Source organism: Providencia sp. CIM-Carb-044, assembly GCF_033901115.1.
Lineage (GTDB): Bacteria > Pseudomonadota > Gammaproteobacteria > Enterobacterales > Enterobacteriaceae > Providencia > Providencia hangzhouensis.
This window is the reverse complement of sequence record NZ_JAXADV010000010.1, coordinates 94,417-109,194: the sequence shown is the minus strand read 5'-3', so window position 1 is coordinate 109,194 and position 14,778 is coordinate 94,417. Positions and strand designations below refer to the sequence as shown.

16 protein-coding genes are annotated in these 14,778 nt (G+C 42.8%); 9 read left to right on the top strand and 7 right to left on the bottom strand.

Features of this window, described 5'->3' with window-relative positions; translation table 11 throughout:
• The first annotated feature begins 9 nt into the window (after positions 1–9).
• The 6 genes from rpoN to rnk all read left to right on the top strand — a co-directional run bounded on the left by rpoN (position 10) and on the right by rnk (position 4,200).
• On the top strand, positions 10–1,455 hold the full coding sequence (gene rpoN, locus SJ312_RS17640; RefSeq protein ID WP_004258305.1) for an RNA polymerase factor sigma-54: 1,446 nt from the start codon (positions 10–12) through the stop codon (positions 1,453–1,455).
• A gap of 22 nt (positions 1,456–1,477) precedes the next feature.
• Positions 1,478–1,765, top strand: a complete 288-nt coding sequence (gene hpf, locus SJ312_RS17635) for a ribosome hibernation promoting factor (protein ID WP_004258306.1) — start codon at positions 1,478–1,480, stop codon at positions 1,763–1,765.
• A 93-nt stretch (positions 1,766–1,858) separates the two neighbouring features.
• Positions 1,859–2,326: a PTS IIA-like nitrogen regulatory protein PtsN gene (gene ptsN / locus SJ312_RS17630; protein ID WP_004258311.1), complete on the top strand. Its 468-nt coding sequence runs from the start codon at positions 1,859–1,861 to the stop codon at positions 2,324–2,326.
• A gap of 119 nt (positions 2,327–2,445) precedes the next feature.
• Positions 2,446–3,297, top strand: a complete 852-nt coding sequence (gene rapZ, locus SJ312_RS17625) for an RNase adapter RapZ (RefSeq protein WP_004258318.1) — start codon at positions 2,446–2,448, stop codon at positions 3,295–3,297.
• Positions 3,298–3,302: 5 nt separating this feature from the next.
• Positions 3,303–3,575 carry a PTS phosphocarrier protein NPr gene (gene npr, locus SJ312_RS17620; RefSeq protein ID WP_004258320.1) on the top strand — a complete coding sequence of 91 codons (273 nt, stop codon included), beginning with the start codon at positions 3,303–3,305 and terminating at the stop codon, positions 3,573–3,575.
• Positions 3,576–3,789: 214 nt separating this feature from the next.
• The gene (rnk, locus tag SJ312_RS17615) at positions 3,790–4,200 is read left to right on the top strand and encodes a nucleoside diphosphate kinase regulator (protein ID WP_004908251.1); all 411 of its coding nucleotides are present in this window, start codon (positions 3,790–3,792) and stop codon (positions 4,198–4,200) included.
• A gap of 133 nt (positions 4,201–4,333) precedes the next feature.
• On the opposite strand, the gene pmbA is transcribed toward rnk, so the two are convergent.
• Positions 4,334–5,674, bottom strand: coding sequence for a metalloprotease PmbA (pmbA, locus tag SJ312_RS17610; protein WP_319868151.1), 1,341 nt, complete (start codon positions 5,672–5,674; stop codon positions 4,334–4,336).
• A 185-nt stretch (positions 5,675–5,859) separates the two neighbouring features.
• Between pmbA and yjgA the strand changes: the two genes are divergently transcribed.
• From yjgA to SJ312_RS17595, 3 genes are all read left to right on the top strand, one after another.
• Positions 5,860–6,405: a ribosome biogenesis factor YjgA gene (yjgA, locus tag SJ312_RS17605; protein WP_004258329.1), complete on the top strand. Its 546-nt coding sequence runs from the start codon at positions 5,860–5,862 to the stop codon at positions 6,403–6,405.
• A gap of 173 nt (positions 6,406–6,578) precedes the next feature.
• A complete protein-coding gene (locus SJ312_RS17600) occupies positions 6,579–6,812 on the top strand; it encodes a hypothetical protein (protein WP_094961512.1) in 234 nt (77 codons plus the stop codon).
• Positions 6,809–7,138 (top strand): low molecular weight protein tyrosine phosphatase family protein, encoded by a 330-nt coding sequence (locus SJ312_RS17595; RefSeq protein WP_004258336.1) that lies wholly within the window; start codon positions 6,809–6,811, stop codon positions 7,136–7,138. The genes SJ312_RS17600 and SJ312_RS17595 overlap by 4 nt, the downstream gene beginning before the upstream one ends.
• Here SJ312_RS17595 and SJ312_RS17590 read toward each other — a convergent pair.
• The 6 genes from SJ312_RS17590 to yhdP form a co-directional block, all read right to left on the bottom strand.
• Positions 7,135–7,722, bottom strand: a complete 588-nt coding sequence (locus SJ312_RS17590) for an RBBP9/YdeN family alpha/beta hydrolase (protein ID WP_094961511.1) — start codon at positions 7,720–7,722, stop codon at positions 7,135–7,137. The two genes, SJ312_RS17595 and SJ312_RS17590, sit on opposite strands and share 4 nt — an antisense overlap.
• Positions 7,723–7,782: 60 nt before the next feature.
• Positions 7,783–8,070 carry a barstar family protein gene (locus tag SJ312_RS17585; protein WP_096864405.1) on the bottom strand — a complete coding sequence of 96 codons (288 nt, stop codon included), beginning with the start codon at positions 8,068–8,070 and terminating at the stop codon, positions 7,783–7,785.
• Positions 8,071–8,083: 13 nt separating this feature from the next.
• On the bottom strand, positions 8,084–8,572 hold the full coding sequence (locus tag SJ312_RS17580; protein ID WP_004258351.1) for a ribonuclease domain-containing protein: 489 nt from the start codon (positions 8,570–8,572) through the stop codon (positions 8,084–8,086).
• Between the two features lie 109 nt (positions 8,573–8,681).
• Positions 8,682–10,127 carry a metalloprotease TldD gene (gene tldD, locus SJ312_RS17575; RefSeq protein ID WP_319868150.1) on the bottom strand — a complete coding sequence of 482 codons (1,446 nt, stop codon included), beginning with the start codon at positions 10,125–10,127 and terminating at the stop codon, positions 8,682–8,684.
• A gap of 5 nt (positions 10,128–10,132) precedes the next feature.
• Positions 10,133–10,984, bottom strand: coding sequence for a deaminated glutathione amidase (gene nit1, locus SJ312_RS17570; protein WP_004258360.1), 852 nt, complete (start codon positions 10,982–10,984; stop codon positions 10,133–10,135).
• Entirely contained in the window at positions 10,984–14,775 is a 3,792-nt protein-coding gene (yhdP, locus tag SJ312_RS17565; protein ID WP_319868149.1) for an AsmA2 domain-containing protein YhdP, read from the bottom strand. The genes nit1 and yhdP overlap by 1 nt, the downstream gene beginning before the upstream one ends.
• Positions 14,776–14,778 lie beyond the last annotated feature (3 nt).

Sequence of the window (14,778 nt, the reverse complement as noted above, 5' to 3'; positions counted from 1 at the left end):
AGCAGATTCATGAAGCAAAGTTTGCAGCTTAGAGTCAGTCAACAACTTGCAATGACCCCTCAATTGCAGCAGGCTATCCGCTTGTTGCAGCTGTCTACACTTGAGCTTCAGCAAGAAATTCAACTCGCCTTGGAAACAAACCCACTGCTTGAGCAAGAAGAATTAAATCCCGAGACTGAATCTATTGACTCCCTGAATGAAAATGCGGATACCAGTGAGCTTGATACCAAAGATGCGCTCGAAAACCATGATATGCCGGATGAGCTCCCTTTAGATACTAATTGGGATGAAATATATACGGCAGGAACGCCGTCAGGCACCAGTAATGATTATAATTTTGATGAACTCCCTGTTTATCAAGGTGAAACTACGCAAACATTACAAGATTACCTGACGTGGCAAGCTGAACTGACCCCTTTTACTGACACGGACAGAGCAATAGCTACAGCTATTATTGATTCAATAGATGATTCCGGTTACCTGACAACAGCCATTTCTGATATACATGAAGGGATTGATAACCCAGAGATTAGTATTGAAGAAGTCATTGCTGTCCTAAAACGTATTCAGCATTTCGACCCATTGGGTGTCGCAGCACAAGACTTAAAAGAGTGTTTATTAATCCAATTGTCACTCTACCCTAAGGAAACTGATGGGCTACAAGATGCAAAGCTCATTATCAGTAATCATATTGATTTATTGGCTAACCGTGACTTTCGTCAGTTGGGGAAATTAACTCGTTTAAAAGAAGATGCTCTAAAAACTGCGATAGACTTAATTTTAACGCTGAATCCAAAACCAGGCCAATCCATCAATACTGGGGAGTCGGAATACGTTATTCCAGATGTTTTAGTGAAAAAAATCGCAGGGCACTGGCAAGTTGAATTAAATACAGATAGCATCCCTAAACTAAGTATTAATAACCATTATGCTTCGATGCTAAACAATTCAGCAAATGAAGATGATTCTCAATATATTCGTAGTCATCTACAAGATGCAAAATGGCTGATTAAAAGCCTTGAGAGCCGCCATGAAACACTATTAAAAGTCGCGACTTGTATTGTAGAACAGCAACAAGAATTCTTTGAGCTGGGTGAGGAACACATGAAACCGATGATACTGGCCGATATCGCCTATCAAGTGGACATGCATGAATCAACTATCTCACGAGTGACAACTCAAAAGTTTCTCCATAGCCCACGAGGCATTTTTGAGTTGAAATATTTTTTCTCCAGCCATGTCAATACGGACACAGGTGGCGAAGCCTCCTCAACCGCAATTCGAGCATTGGTGAAAAAACTGGTTGCTGCTGAAAACCCAGCAAAACCATTGAGTGACAGTAAATTGACGAGTATGCTTGCAGAACAAGGCATTCAAGTCGCTCGCAGAACTGTTGCTAAGTATCGAGAATCGTTATCCATTCCGCCCTCTAACCAGCGTAAGCAACTGGTTTAATTGATAAAATAAGGAAGATTGTATGGAATTTCAGATTACTGGACACAATATTGAAGTTACTCCTGCATTGCGCGAGACTGTTGAGAAAAAACTCAAAAAATTGGAGCAATTATTTGATCGCATTAATGGTATCCAAGTTGTCTTGAAAGTTGAAAAAGTTCAGCAAATTGCTGAAGCAACCGTGCAAGTTAATGGAGCGGATCTCCACGCATCAGCGGAAGAAAATGATATGTACGCTGCTATAGATATACTCGTAGACAAGCTGTCGCGCCAATTAACCAAACATAAAGAAAAACTGAGACAACATTAATGCATTGATGCGGCTTATTAATTAGCCGAATAATGTTTCAAACCAGATGGTGGGATACACCATCTGGTTTTGTAGTCCTAAGTGAACAATAAAATGAATAGTGATATAGAAATCCAGTTAAACGTTGTTTTATCATCAGCCTGTACACGTAATAATATTGTGTGCACGAGTAAAAAAAGAGCTTTAGAAATTATTAGTGAGCTGGCTGCCGTTGAATTGGAATTACCTGAAAATACGGTATTTGAAGCGTTATTAACCAGAGAAAAAGTTGGCACAACAGGTATTGGTGGTGGTATTGCCATTCCTCATGGAAAGCTGAATGAAGGTGAAAGTAGTCGTGCTGTCGGCGTCTTTTTACATCTAGAGGAACCCATTGCTTTTGATGCAATTGATAATCAACCTGTGGACTTGCTTTTCGCTTTACTTGTGCCATCTGACCAATGTAAAACGCACCTGCATACGTTGTCGCTTATCGCCAAAAAACTAGCCGATAAAACGCTCTGTAAACGCCTACGCAGTGCACAAAGTGATGAAGAGCTATACAGCATAATTACAGAGTAAGTGATAAATTATGTATCTTGCCATATGCAAATGATATTGTTATGGTTTCTAAATAATATTAATTGGCAAGTACTGCTTTTCAAGAAACTCATTATTAGGAAACAAAAGGGAGCAAGCTCATGGTGCTGATGATAGTCAGCGGCCGTTCCGGTTCGGGGAAATCCGTTGCCTTACGTGCGCTGGAAGATATGGGTTTCTATTGCGTAGATAACCTACCGGTTGTATTACTACCGGAGTTAGCGAATTCACTGGCTGATCGTAACATTTCAGCAGCGGTTAGTATCGACGTGCGTAATATGCCCGATAATCCAGAGATTTTCGAAGAAGCGATTGATAAATTGCCTTCAACCTTCTCTCCTCAATTGTTGTTTCTAGATGCTGACCGCAACACGCTTATTCGCCGTTACAGTGACACTCGTCGGTTGCACCCACTTTCAAGTAAAAATCTTTCACTTGAGAGCGCAATAGATGAAGAAAATGAGTTACTTGAGCCTTTACGCTCTCGTGCTGATTTAGTCATCGATACTTCTGAAATGTCCGTTCATGAATTAGCTGAAATGCTAAGAACACGTTTGATGGGCAAGCGTGAGCGTGAACTGACAATGGTGTTTGAATCCTTTGGTTTCAAACATGGTATTCCTATTGATGCCGATTATGTATTCGATGTACGGTTTTTACCCAACCCACACTGGGACCCGAAATTGCGCCCGATGACAGGCCTTGACCGGCCAGTCGCTGCATTCTTGGATAGGCATACTGAAGTCCATAACTTCATCTATCAAACTCGTAGCTATTTAGAATTATGGCTGCCGATGTTAGAAACCAATAACCGTAGCTACTTAACTGTTGCTATTGGCTGTACGGGAGGTAAACATCGTTCCGTGTATGTCGCAGAGCAACTTGCCGACTATTTCCGTTCCCGTGGTAAAAACGTGCAGTCACGCCACAGAACATTGGAAAAGCGCAAATAACAGCAATGACAGTAAAAGCCACAATAACGCTCAAAAATCGGCTTGGAATGCATGCAAGGCCTGCTATGTTACTCTATGATTTAGTTAAACAATTTAACTCAAGAGTTATTTTGCGTAATAATAATCAAATTGAGGCTGAGGCCGATAGCGTTATTGCGATGTTGATGTTAGACTCAGAACAAGGCAGTAAGATTGATATCGAAGTTAGCGGCCCAGATGAAAACCAGGCCTTGTCCGCAATTATCAACCTATTCGAAAACAGGTTTGATGAAGAATAGCTGATATCGCTGATGAAAAGCAGCTGAGTTTCAAGCTAGCTACTGATAATATCAATCAGTAGATTTTTATCTAGGCAGGCTTAGAGATCGTGATCATGATCTCTTCCCTTTAAAGCGTATAGCGCCTAATATTTTAAACAAACTTATTTCTAGCGACACCCCCTACCTTATGGGTGGGGGGTGTTTGCTTTGTATGTCTCTATTGGAGTGTGGTATGACAAAGCCAACAATTATTATCAATGATTTAGATGCTGAACGTTTAGATGCACTGATGGAACAGCCGGCTTATGCGGGCACACCAGTTGCTGAAGCGCTCAATGATGAACTTGACCGTGCAGATATCTTAAGCCCGCAAGAGATCCCTGCGGATGTGGTCACGATGAACAGTACCGTTCGCTTTTTGGATTTAATCAGCAACGAAGAACGCACACGCACCTTAGTTTACCCTGCGTCCCTGAAAGATAGTGCAGAGCAGCTGTCTGTTATGGCACCGATTGGGGCAGCTTTGTTGGGATTGCATGTAAACGATGAAATCAGCTGGGAACTGCCAAACGGTGTTCAAACGCGTGTTCGCGTACTGGAAATCGTTTATCAGCCAGAAGCGGCTGGTGAGTTCCACCGTTAATAACGATAACGGCTGAATTAAGGAAGGCTTAGCGAAAAAAGTTTTATTTAAAAAACTCAGGTAAGTCCTCTGACATATTCAGGCACTCAATTGAGTGCCTTTTTTGTTGCCTTTAAATGGGCAGAGTAGAAACCTACTCCCCGGCAATACTCATTTCTGGGATCAGTACCGAACCACACTGAATATTACTGCGAGTTTCAATATCATCAGCGATAGTAACCATATTCGCCCACATCTCTTTTAGGTTACCAGCAATGGTAATCTCACTCACAGGATACTGAATTTTACCGTTTTCGACCCAAAAACCTGAAGCCCCACGAGAGTAATCACCAGTGATACCACTAACCCCTTGTCCCATTAATTCAGTAACGACTAGCCCTGTTCCCATTTGTTTCAGCAATGCTTCGAATGAAAGCCCTTGCCCTGCAATACGCCAGTTATGGATGCCTCCAGCATGCCCAGTACTTTGTAAACCCAATTTTCTTGCAGAATAGCTGGTCATTAACCACGTTTGCAAAACGCCATTTTCGACAATATTGCGCTCACAAGTGCGTACGCCTTCGCTATCAAAAGGTGATGACGCCAACCCGCCCATTAAATGGGGTTGCTCATTGATAGTTAGCCAGCTTGGTAAAATTTGCTTTCCTAAGCTATCGAGCAAGAAAGAAGATTTACGGTAAATACTGCTGCCACTAATGGCACCAACTAAGTGACCAAATAGGCCTGTTGCCACTTCTGCAGCAAAAATAACAGGGGCTTTCATTGTCGGTAATTTACGTGGCGATAAACGAGATAAAGTACGACGAGCACACTCCTGCCCAACCCACTCAGGCGACTGTAATGCCCCTAAGCTACGGCCAATCGTATAAGCGTAATCACGCTCCATTTCACCATTTTGCTCAGCAATCACACAACTTGACATCGAATAGCGGCTTGAACAATAGCTTTGCAGCATGCCATGGGAGTTACCAAATACACGAACCCCGTAGTGCCCATTAAAGCTACCGCCTTCCGTATTCACAATGCGGGAGTCTGCATTTAATGCTGACATTTCCGCAATCGACGCTAAGCGGATCGCCTCTTCAGGAGAAAGTTCGCTCGCTTGAAACAAATTGAGGTCTGGTGCTTCAAAAGCCAGCAAAGATTTGTCTGCCGGCCCTGCACACGGGTCTTCTGAGGTATAGTTAGCAATATCAATTGCCGCCTGAACAGTCCGTTCAATAGCTTCAGGGCTTAAATCTGTTGAAGACGCACTGCCTTTACGTTGTTGATAATAAACAGTGATCCCTAGCGCTCCATCACTGTTAAACTCAACATTTTCGACTTCCCCTTGGCGGGTACTTACACTAATCCCAGTGCTTTTGTTTACTGCGACTTCCGCAGCATCACAACGTGTTTTAGCAAATTCTAATGCGTGCGCGACGGCTTCTTCGAGTTTTTTACGTTGTTCGGTGACTTGTTCAGTTACACTCATGCTTTAGTCCAATCAATAATGTGGGGGAAACGTGATTTTCTGCCCTAACAAGCAAATGCTAGGTAGTCATAGAGGGGTTTTCCCAGTTACAATATATAATAGATGAATGTTAACACTCACAACACAGTAAATCATATTAATTACGCGTAATTAAACCACTGTGTTCGGTAAAAAGGAAAATCGATATGGCCAAACAGCCTGATGACTGGCTGGATGATATCCCAGCGCCGCAAGACGAAGAAGACGAGGAAATCATTTGGGTCAGTAAAAGCGAAATTAAACGCGATGCTGAGATCCTCAAAAAGTTAGGGGCTGAGCTCGTTGATTTAAGTAAAAGTGAATTAGAACGCATCCCGTTAGATACTCAATTACTTGAAGCCATTGAACTTGCCCAAAAAATCAAACGTGAAGGCCGTCGCCGCCAATTGCAATTGATTGGTAAGTTATTACGTTCACGTGAGGTTGAGCCCATTACTGAGGCTCTGGACAAGCTTAAAAACCGCCACAACCAGCAAGTGGTAATTTTACATAAACTGGAAGACTTACGTACCCGTTTATTAGATGGCGGTGATGAAGTCATTGAAGACGTGGTTGCCCTGTTCCCACAAACAGACAGGCAACAACTGCGTGCATTAGTCCGTAATGCAAAAAAAGAGCGTGAAGGCAACAAACCGCCGAAAGCTTATCGCCAAATCTTTCAATATTTGAAAGATCTCTCTGAAATGGCTTAATGAATTATCCCCTATGCTACGGCTAGGGGATTTTTCTTTGTAAATTAAGCAATAATCTGAAAAAGCCAGAAGCGTGTTGATAGCGCTGCCGAAACAACCTATCATGCCATTGTTAGACATACTCTGACCCGTATTATCGCGGCTGCTGAACCCCGATAAATAATGAGGAAGATATGGATAATACCCGAAATAGAGCATGGCGCAGAGCCAAAGCTCGAATCAATAAATCCCGTGATCAACTAAATTCACGACTAGTTGACTGCTATACACCTGAAAAAAACTGGAAACAAATGTACGGCCGTAGCGAAAAAATGATCCGTGCAGCCCAATTAGGTATGGCATACCCGCAAGTAAGTAATATACAGCTTGCCCGTATTAGCCTTGAAGAGATACACAACAACTCGTGAATATTTTATTCATTTGCAGTAAAAACCAATGGCGTAGTCCAACCGCTGAACAGATCTGGCGCAACCATGAAAGTTGGGTCACCCGTTCAGCGGGAACGAGCCGCAATGCGAAGCGCCCTGTTAATGCGGATTTAATCCGCTGGGCAGATGTAATTTTTGTGATGGAGCAAAAACATAAAAACCGCTTAAAAGCAGATTTCCCCCGCCTTTTGGAATACAAACCGCTTCATGTTCTGGATATTCCTGATGATTACCCATATATGGACCCAGAGTTGATTGAAATACTCAAAACCAGTGTGCCTAGTATTCTTACCAACCATAACTAGCTAAAATGCGTTTTGATCGTATCAAGTAGTGTTTTGAACTCAGTATAGCCTTCTCTATCAAGGAAATGCCCAGCAGATTCCTCAATAATAACCTGTGTTTTTAAGGCCTCTGCCAATGCTTTCGAAGACCCCGGCGACACAATTTCATCATTGGTTGATATAATCGATATTCGATTATTTGCCACTTTTATGAGTTCGTCATAATTCAATGGTTCAACGGTGTGAGGCTGTAATTCAGGCAATGTAGGCTGTTCTTCGTCAAACCCTGATACCAATACATAACCTGCCACCGATTGCCCTGCATGTTGAAGAAACCGCAATGCAGTAACGCAACCTAAGCTATGGCCAATCAAAATCGTATTTTCATCAATATCAAAAGGTAAATGCTGCAAGCGCTGCTGCCACCTTTCAGGGTTGGGGGCTAAAGAGTCAGGCATGGTGGGGACGTTAACAAAAGCGCCTAAGGCTTCAAGCTCTGATTTCAACCATGGAAACCAATTTTTTTCAGGGGATGCCGTGTAGCCATGAACAATAAGAAATTTTTTTTCTTTTAGTGGAAATGCAGTGCAAGTAACGTTATTCATCCTAAAGACCCCTATCAGCTCAGTTATCTTATTTAGACTTTACCATGAGTGATAGGAATATTAGTTAGAGCTTTTTGTTATATCTAAAGCAAAAATAAACTCTTCTTCCCACATGTCTTGTGCGTCATTCATCACATCAATAACATCTGCGAATTTTATACGTTGTTCCGCGGTCATATGTGAAAACGTGATGGTTACAGGTAACTCAATGCCTGCGGAAACCATGTCCCACAAAGCATCAAGATTATGACCAAACCAATCAGGAAGGGAAAATTGTTGAGCAAATTGGTCATAAAAATCATTCAATGAGTTTATCTGCCTGAAATCAAAGCTCACCTGTTTGCTCATCACGGTATTTCCTTTAGTTGACTTGTGTAAAGCTCTTATAATGGTCATGAGTCACAAAAATCATCCCATCTGATGAGTATAGCAAACGGTCCGCCCCGCGATGACCACAGCGATAATTAATGTCTGCTTCAAACCATTGGCGTCCTTGTGCAATGGGTAAACTTTTCTCACGGTTAGAAAAACGGTCGCCGCCAATCGCTCTTCCAGGTAACACATCGCAAAGATTACCTTTTTTCGCATCCCATCCGGCTTCACGGGCTTGTTTTTTCGTCATATAGAAAGCGGGAAGTTTTTGATATTTTTCCATAAAACTAACCACGTTATCTTGTGCAGTCAGCTTATCAATCGGTTGTGGTGTTTCTTTTGGCGTTATCGCTTCACGAGAAGGTGGATTGCTTTGATTAACGGATGGTTCAGATGGTGTTTTATCTCCACCATTAAAATAAAGGCTAATCACAATCAAAATAGCCATCAATACGACGGGTAAAAAACGTTTATTCATAACACCTCAGTTGTTTTGTGCTTTGCAGGCACACAATCGCCCCAGTCACAACATCGACAAGAAGTTGTTACAAGGGCGAGCAGAGCCTAGTTTATATCGCCAAGAACGATTATGCGGTACCGCCAACAGTCAGTTTGTCCAGTTTTAATGTAGGTTGGCCTACACCAACAGGGACACTTTGGCCTTCTTTGCCACAAACACCAACGCCTTTATCTAGCGCTAAGTCATTACCAACCATTGAAATCTGCTGCATAGCTTCAACACCCGAGCCAATTAACGTCGCTCCCTTCACAGGAGAAGTAATCTTACCTTTTTCAATCAGGTAAGCTTCTGATGTTGAAAATACAAATTTACCTGAGGTGATATCTACCTGACCACCACCAAAGTTTGGTGCATAAATGCCTTTATCCACACTCGCAATAATTTCTTCTGGCGTTGATGTACCTGCTAACATGTAGGTATTGGTCATACGCGGCATAGGTAAGTGCGCATAAGATTCACGACGTGCATTACCTGTTGGAGCAACTCCCATCAGGCGTGCATTCAGTTTATCTTGAATATAATTACGTAAAATACCATTTTCTATTAGGACGTTATACTGCCCAGGTACCCCTTCGTCATCAATGGCGAGAGAGCCTCGACGGCCCGCTATCGTGCCATCATCCACCACAGTGCACAGTGGTGATGCCACTTGTTCGCCTATTTGACCTGAAAAAACAGAGGTGCCGCGACGGTTAAAGTCACCTTCTAAACCATGGCCTACCGCTTCATGCAATAGAACCCCTGGCCAACCAGCACCCAGCACAACCTGCATCATTCCAGCAGGCGCTGCGATCGCAGACAAGTTCACCAGCGCCATACGCACCGCTTCACGTGCATATTGCTCAGCAACCACTTGCCCTTGATGAATTTCCAAGAAATATTCGTAACCATAACGGCCACCACCGCCACTTGCACCGCGTTCGCGCTTACCGTCATGTTCCACCAGCACGCTGACTGACAAACGCACTAACGGACGAACATCTGCCGCCAAAGTGCCATCTGTTGCGGCGACTAGCACTTGTTCATAAACACCCGTTAAACTGGCATTGACTTCGATAACACGTGGGTCTTCTGCGCGTGCAACTTGGTCAACACGGTGCAGCAAATCAATTTTTTGTTCCCGCGATAAGCTTTGCAGTGGATCTGCTGCTGAATACAGTTTTTTATATTCAACATTAGTTAAAATTTGTGATTTACCAGAGCCTTGCTCATTCACAATACTGCGTGCTGCGGTCGCACTTTGTGTCAGCGCATGTAGCGAAATTTGGTCTGCGTAAGCAAAACCGGTTTTTTCACCACTGACTGCTCTCACACCAACACCTTGGTCGATATTGTAAGAGCCATCTTTGATGATCCTATCTTCAAGCACCCATGATTCATGGAAGCTCGATTGAAAGAACAGATCCGCATAATCCAGATGGCGCTCAGATAACAAACCTAAAATGTCATACAGATTTTCTTGCCCAAGGCGGTTGGCGGCCAGCAAATGTTCGCTGACAGAAACTAAACTCATATTCGTTACTCTTTGGTTTCTTTTTTAATCAAGGATGTCAATTGCGGTCTAAAGCGGTTATGTTTCACCACTTTGATTTGCTCTCGCATGACACTCAAGCTGTCCGTTTTAATATTCAGTACCGTAGACGCGACTGCATCCACGTTCTTTTTCATCACTTTACCCCACCCATCAACCGCAAGGCTGTGCCCCCATGTGCGACGTGTGCCGTGCACACCGACTTGAGCAGGCGCTAAAATATAGCATTGGTTTTCTATCGCACGGGCACGTAATAACGGCTCCCAATGTGCTTGCCCGGTGTAACGAGTAAATGCCGCTGGTACAGAGATAATTTCTGCGCCTTGTTCACGTAATGCTTGGAATAAACCAGGAAAACGTAAATCATAGCAAATTGTCATACCAAGACGACCAACGGGTGTATCAACGACAGTGATATGTTCACCGCGTTGATAAATCACAGACTCGTTATAAGTGCCTTGCTCGTCTTCGATATTGACATCAAACATATGAATTTTATCGTAGCGAGCTTTAATATTTCCTTCGGAATCAAATAATAAGCTACTACTCGTAATACGTTCAGGATCTTCACGGCTAATCATTGGCATTGAGCCAATTAAAATCCAAACATGATAACGTTTGGCCATTTCGCTGATCGCACTTTGCAAAGGGCCTTTTCCTTGCTCTTCCGCTTGTTTACGATAAGTCGCCGCATCCGCAAATAACAATGCATTTTCAGGGGTCAGTACTAATTCAACAGTCTCTGGTAACTGTTTGATCTGTTGTTCGATTTGCGCCAAATTGTGTTTAGTATTATTTCCGCTACATAACTGCAAAAGTGCAACGTTGCCATTTTTCATTACTCTTGAGTCTCCTTCAGTTGACGTAATACTTCATCAATTTTCGGCTCGTCCAAACTACCTGTTACTCGGTAACGAATAACGGAAACTTTACTCCATAGTGGACCGAGCACTTTCGTTGCCGCAAATACGGCAGCGCCTGCAAATGGGTTTACTACAAACGCGGTTGCTACTCCTACTGTAGCAGATATTTCCGGTGTAATGACGGCTTCAACATTAATTTGGCGTTTAACAAGGTCAATTTGGCCATTAAAAGCGATATCGGCAACTAAACCATCAACATAGGTATTTTTCGAAACCAGTACACCATTTTTAATGGTCGCATCCCCTTTAATGGAGTCAAAATCAAAGTCATCACTAAATGTATCGCTAAAATCAAATCGTAGTTTACGCAACAGGGCATCAAAACTGACTAGACGCAATATTTGCCCTGCACGACCACCGCCCATTTGTGCAATCGCTCCTTTGCCCAATTTTGCAGACATTTTACCATTTAAAGAGGCGATATCTGGTGACCAAGGCAAATTAGCCCAATTTAAATCAAATTCAATAGTATAAGGTGATTGGATAATGGGAACCAATATACCAAAATACGCCGCCGTTTCGTCAAAAGCTTCACCGGTTAATGAACCTGCAATTTGTGTTTTATTGCCTTTTTCGCTGTTCCAAATAGCATCTAACTTTAATTTCGTGACGCTGTTATCTAGCGTGCCATCTGTCAGTTGCAATAAAGTGCCTTTAGGTTGGATATTAGCGCTAATTTCCCCCAATTTCTGCCCAGCGACCCAACACTCTTTACAGTGAAACTGGAACCGCGGCCATTGGCTAAAATCGATTTGTGTCGTAGCAAGGTCATTGATTTGAGTACTAGAGGATTCACTAGGGTTGTAATACAAATAATCAATGGCGACCTGCCAAGGCTGTGAAGCAAAGATTTGTAACGAACCTTTTAAGTTTTCACTATTGATACTGACTAATTGCTCAGCCCGTTGTAAGTCATAGGAAAAATTTACTGCATTCCATTGCTGCCCAGCGAGGTAGATTGATGGAATATTGACCTCAAGCATATCAGGTAAACCAATATTCATCCCCCCTTCGCGGCTATGGGATGACACTAGCAACCCGGCTAATTTCTCCCAGTTCATATCGGTAATAGGTGGCAAATCAACAACAAAAGTTGCATTTTTAGGTAATTCAGGAATACCATCACGCCATTGAGCAACATGGGCTTTTAATAAGCTTAAAGGCTTACTACTCAGCCCCCATTGAGTATTAAAACCAATGCGCTTACCGATATCACCACCAACCACCAACTGTTCTGTTGTTCCTTTAGCCTGAACATTAATTTGCCCAAGTTCGGCTAATAGAGCGTTATCAATAGCGGGTAGCTGGCTTTTCAGTTGTTTTAGCCCTGCGCTAACGTCTATTTGTAAGCCAACAGGTTCTTTTGCTGTATTCGGAATAGTGATCGCAACTTGGCTTTTCCAGTTAGTGGTTCCTGACACCTTTTGCTTAATCTCAGCAGGCAACATTGCCAACTTATTCACCGCCCAGTTTCCGCTAACATTCACATCCACTAAATAATTTTTTGCTTGATCTGTAGTGGTGAAATCAACAGTAATGGGCTGTTCAAACCAATGGCCACGCAGGTTGTCACCGCGTAAATCTCCATTGTTAAACTCAAAGCTGCCCGTTAAAGCAGAAATAGTGCTATCAATTGGCTGAATATATAAATCATTTTTATTTAGATTGACCTTTCCTTTGGCAACAGCATCCTTACCCGCCACCAATGGAATAGATAACCCTAATTGGCCATTAACAGCCCCCCCAATTTGTAACTCTTCAAGCGTATCGCCAATTGAGTGGTTCATCGGGGTATGCACAAAATATTGCTGAATTTGTTTTCCAGTTCCACTGATATCTGCATTGATATACAGCATTTCTTTAGTGTAATCAGGGATATTGGCATCAAGGTTGGTTGCCGTGGCATCCGCTAATTTCACGCTTGGCGCATGCATATATAGCCCTGCACGCCTAAAGTCTAAGTCCATATCTAAGTTCAATAACGCAGGCCATTCACTGTCATATTCGAATGTTGCATCACGCAAAGGGACATAAACTTGGAATTGCCCATCATTGTTATCATAGGGGAAATGAGCAGGGTCGCCTTTATAGACTAAAGTCGCATTATCTACACTACCGGCAATAATCGCTTTCGTCAGGTAATCGGCCACATCTTGGCCCATTAATTTTTGAGGGAAATAACGCCATGCATCCCCTGCATCATCTAAACGGATTCCGGCAAGAATGGCGAGATCGGCATAATTTCCTTTTTTCGCTTTTGCGTAACGAAACTCACCATTTGCCCAAAGAGACTGAGCTTGTAGCTCTAATGATGGGCTCCACAACTTAAATTCACTGGCATTATTGACCCAATGGAACTGACCTGTTGCCGTTTTTATCGAGAAAGGCGCTTTAAATTCATCACGATAGTCAACTTCACTATCTTGTAAGCTAACGGTGGCACTACCACTTTGCATCCCACCGATTAAAACACCTGAAAAGTGATTAACTGAAGGCAGCTCCTTCCATTTTTTCCAGCTAACATTTTGCCAGTCCATGTTGATTTGTACGTTTTCAGGCATATTTTGCGTGATATCAAGCGCAAATTCACTCACCACACCAGTTGGTTGGCGATGTTGCCAATCCTGTACCATTTCAGGCGTTAAAAAGGAAAAAGTGGGTAAAATTTCACTTAAACGTTCAAGTTCAATATCTTTTGCACGGATGCGCCAATGGTCATTATCTTGATATTTTTTGCTGGCAGGCAAATACAATACAGAGGCGCTCCCTCGTGGCCAGATAAACTCATTGGTTTTCAAGGTATCAAGCTCAGGAATGTTAAATAACCACCCATTTCCCTGCCTTTTCATTCGCAAAAGCAAATCATTGACTTGCAAGTTTTGCGCTAATTCGCCGGTTCCCCAATTGGCTTCCCCTTGCCGTAATTGAATAAGGCCGCTATCAATCCGGTTATTTTTCAGTGTTACCCAAGAAGACAGGCTAAAATTTGCGTCCCGTAATGACGTGTTATCCCGTAGCCAGCGGCTAAGCCATGGCTGCATATCAATATTATCCGCTTGCAAATAAAAAATACCGTCGCTTAACACGCCATTTTTATCTGACACATCAAGCTTTACTTGCAGATAACCATGCTGCTTATTGATGGTTTCAAGACTAACAAAACCTTGAGCGCGATGCCTGTCGTTATCGTTGAGCCAAGAAAGTTCAGGCAAAATCAGCGTCGTTTTTTGTTCTGAAGGTGTGAGGAAGGTTAATTGGCTTTCTTTTAGTACAAAATGGTCAAATTGCCTTAAAAATAGCTCTTCAATACCATCTAAAGACTGCCCTTCCGAGGAATCGCCAAGGCTGAAAGGGACTTTGTGATCGACATTTAACTGGTAAAAGGTTAAGTCACGAAAACGCCAGCGCAGAGAAAATAACGAGCTCCAAATATCTAATTCAACCGTAATAGTATTCGCTGTAATATCGGTAGTTTTATTCTGTAAAACGACATCGGACAACGTCAGTACAGGGCCAAAAGATTGCCAAGCCCCTTCAATTTTACCAATTTGTACCGATACATCGGTCTTTTTTTCAACGTAATCGATCAGGTCTTGCCGATAGTTGTCGATATTTGGCAGAAGAAAACGCAGCCCTGACAGCACTAATGCGCACAGCAATAATATAACCGCAGTCGTCACCAGTGCTACACGTGGCAGTCGTCTCACTCA

What these genes read in the sequence shown, in the direction of transcription:
- rnk (WP_004908251.1), top strand. Translation starts at nt 3,790, where the DNA reads ATGACAAAGCCAACAATTATTATCAATGATTTAGATGCTGAACGTTTA.
- rapZ (WP_004258318.1), top strand. Translation starts at nt 2,446, where the DNA reads ATGGTGCTGATGATAGTCAGCGGCCGTTCCGGTTCGGGGAAATCCGTT.
- pmbA (WP_319868151.1), bottom strand. Translation starts at nt 5,674, where the DNA reads ATGAGTGTAACTGAACAAGTCACCGAACAACGTAAAAAACTCGAAGAA.
- nit1 (WP_004258360.1), bottom strand. Translation starts at nt 10,984, where the DNA reads ATGAAAAATGGCAACGTTGCACTTTTGCAGTTATGTAGCGGAAATAAT.
- npr (WP_004258320.1), top strand. Translation starts at nt 3,303, where the DNA reads ATGACAGTAAAAGCCACAATAACGCTCAAAAATCGGCTTGGAATGCAT.
- SJ312_RS17580 (WP_004258351.1), bottom strand. Translation starts at nt 8,572, where the DNA reads ATGAATAAACGTTTTTTACCCGTCGTATTGATGGCTATTTTGATTGTG.
- tldD (WP_319868150.1), bottom strand. Translation starts at nt 10,127, where the DNA reads ATGAGTTTAGTTTCTGTCAGCGAACATTTGCTGGCCGCCAACCGCCTT.
- ptsN (WP_004258311.1), top strand. Translation starts at nt 1,859, where the DNA reads ATGAATAGTGATATAGAAATCCAGTTAAACGTTGTTTTATCATCAGCC.
- yjgA (WP_004258329.1), top strand. Translation starts at nt 5,860, where the DNA reads ATGGCCAAACAGCCTGATGACTGGCTGGATGATATCCCAGCGCCGCAA.
- rpoN (WP_004258305.1), top strand. Translation starts at nt 10, where the DNA reads ATGAAGCAAAGTTTGCAGCTTAGAGTCAGTCAACAACTTGCAATGACC.
- SJ312_RS17585 (WP_096864405.1), bottom strand. Translation starts at nt 8,070, where the DNA reads ATGAGCAAACAGGTGAGCTTTGATTTCAGGCAGATAAACTCATTGAAT.
- SJ312_RS17600 (WP_094961512.1), top strand. Translation starts at nt 6,579, where the DNA reads ATGGATAATACCCGAAATAGAGCATGGCGCAGAGCCAAAGCTCGAATC.
- SJ312_RS17590 (WP_094961511.1), bottom strand. Translation starts at nt 7,722, where the DNA reads ATGAATAACGTTACTTGCACTGCATTTCCACTAAAAGAAAAAAAATTT.
- hpf (WP_004258306.1), top strand. Translation starts at nt 1,478, where the DNA reads ATGGAATTTCAGATTACTGGACACAATATTGAAGTTACTCCTGCATTG.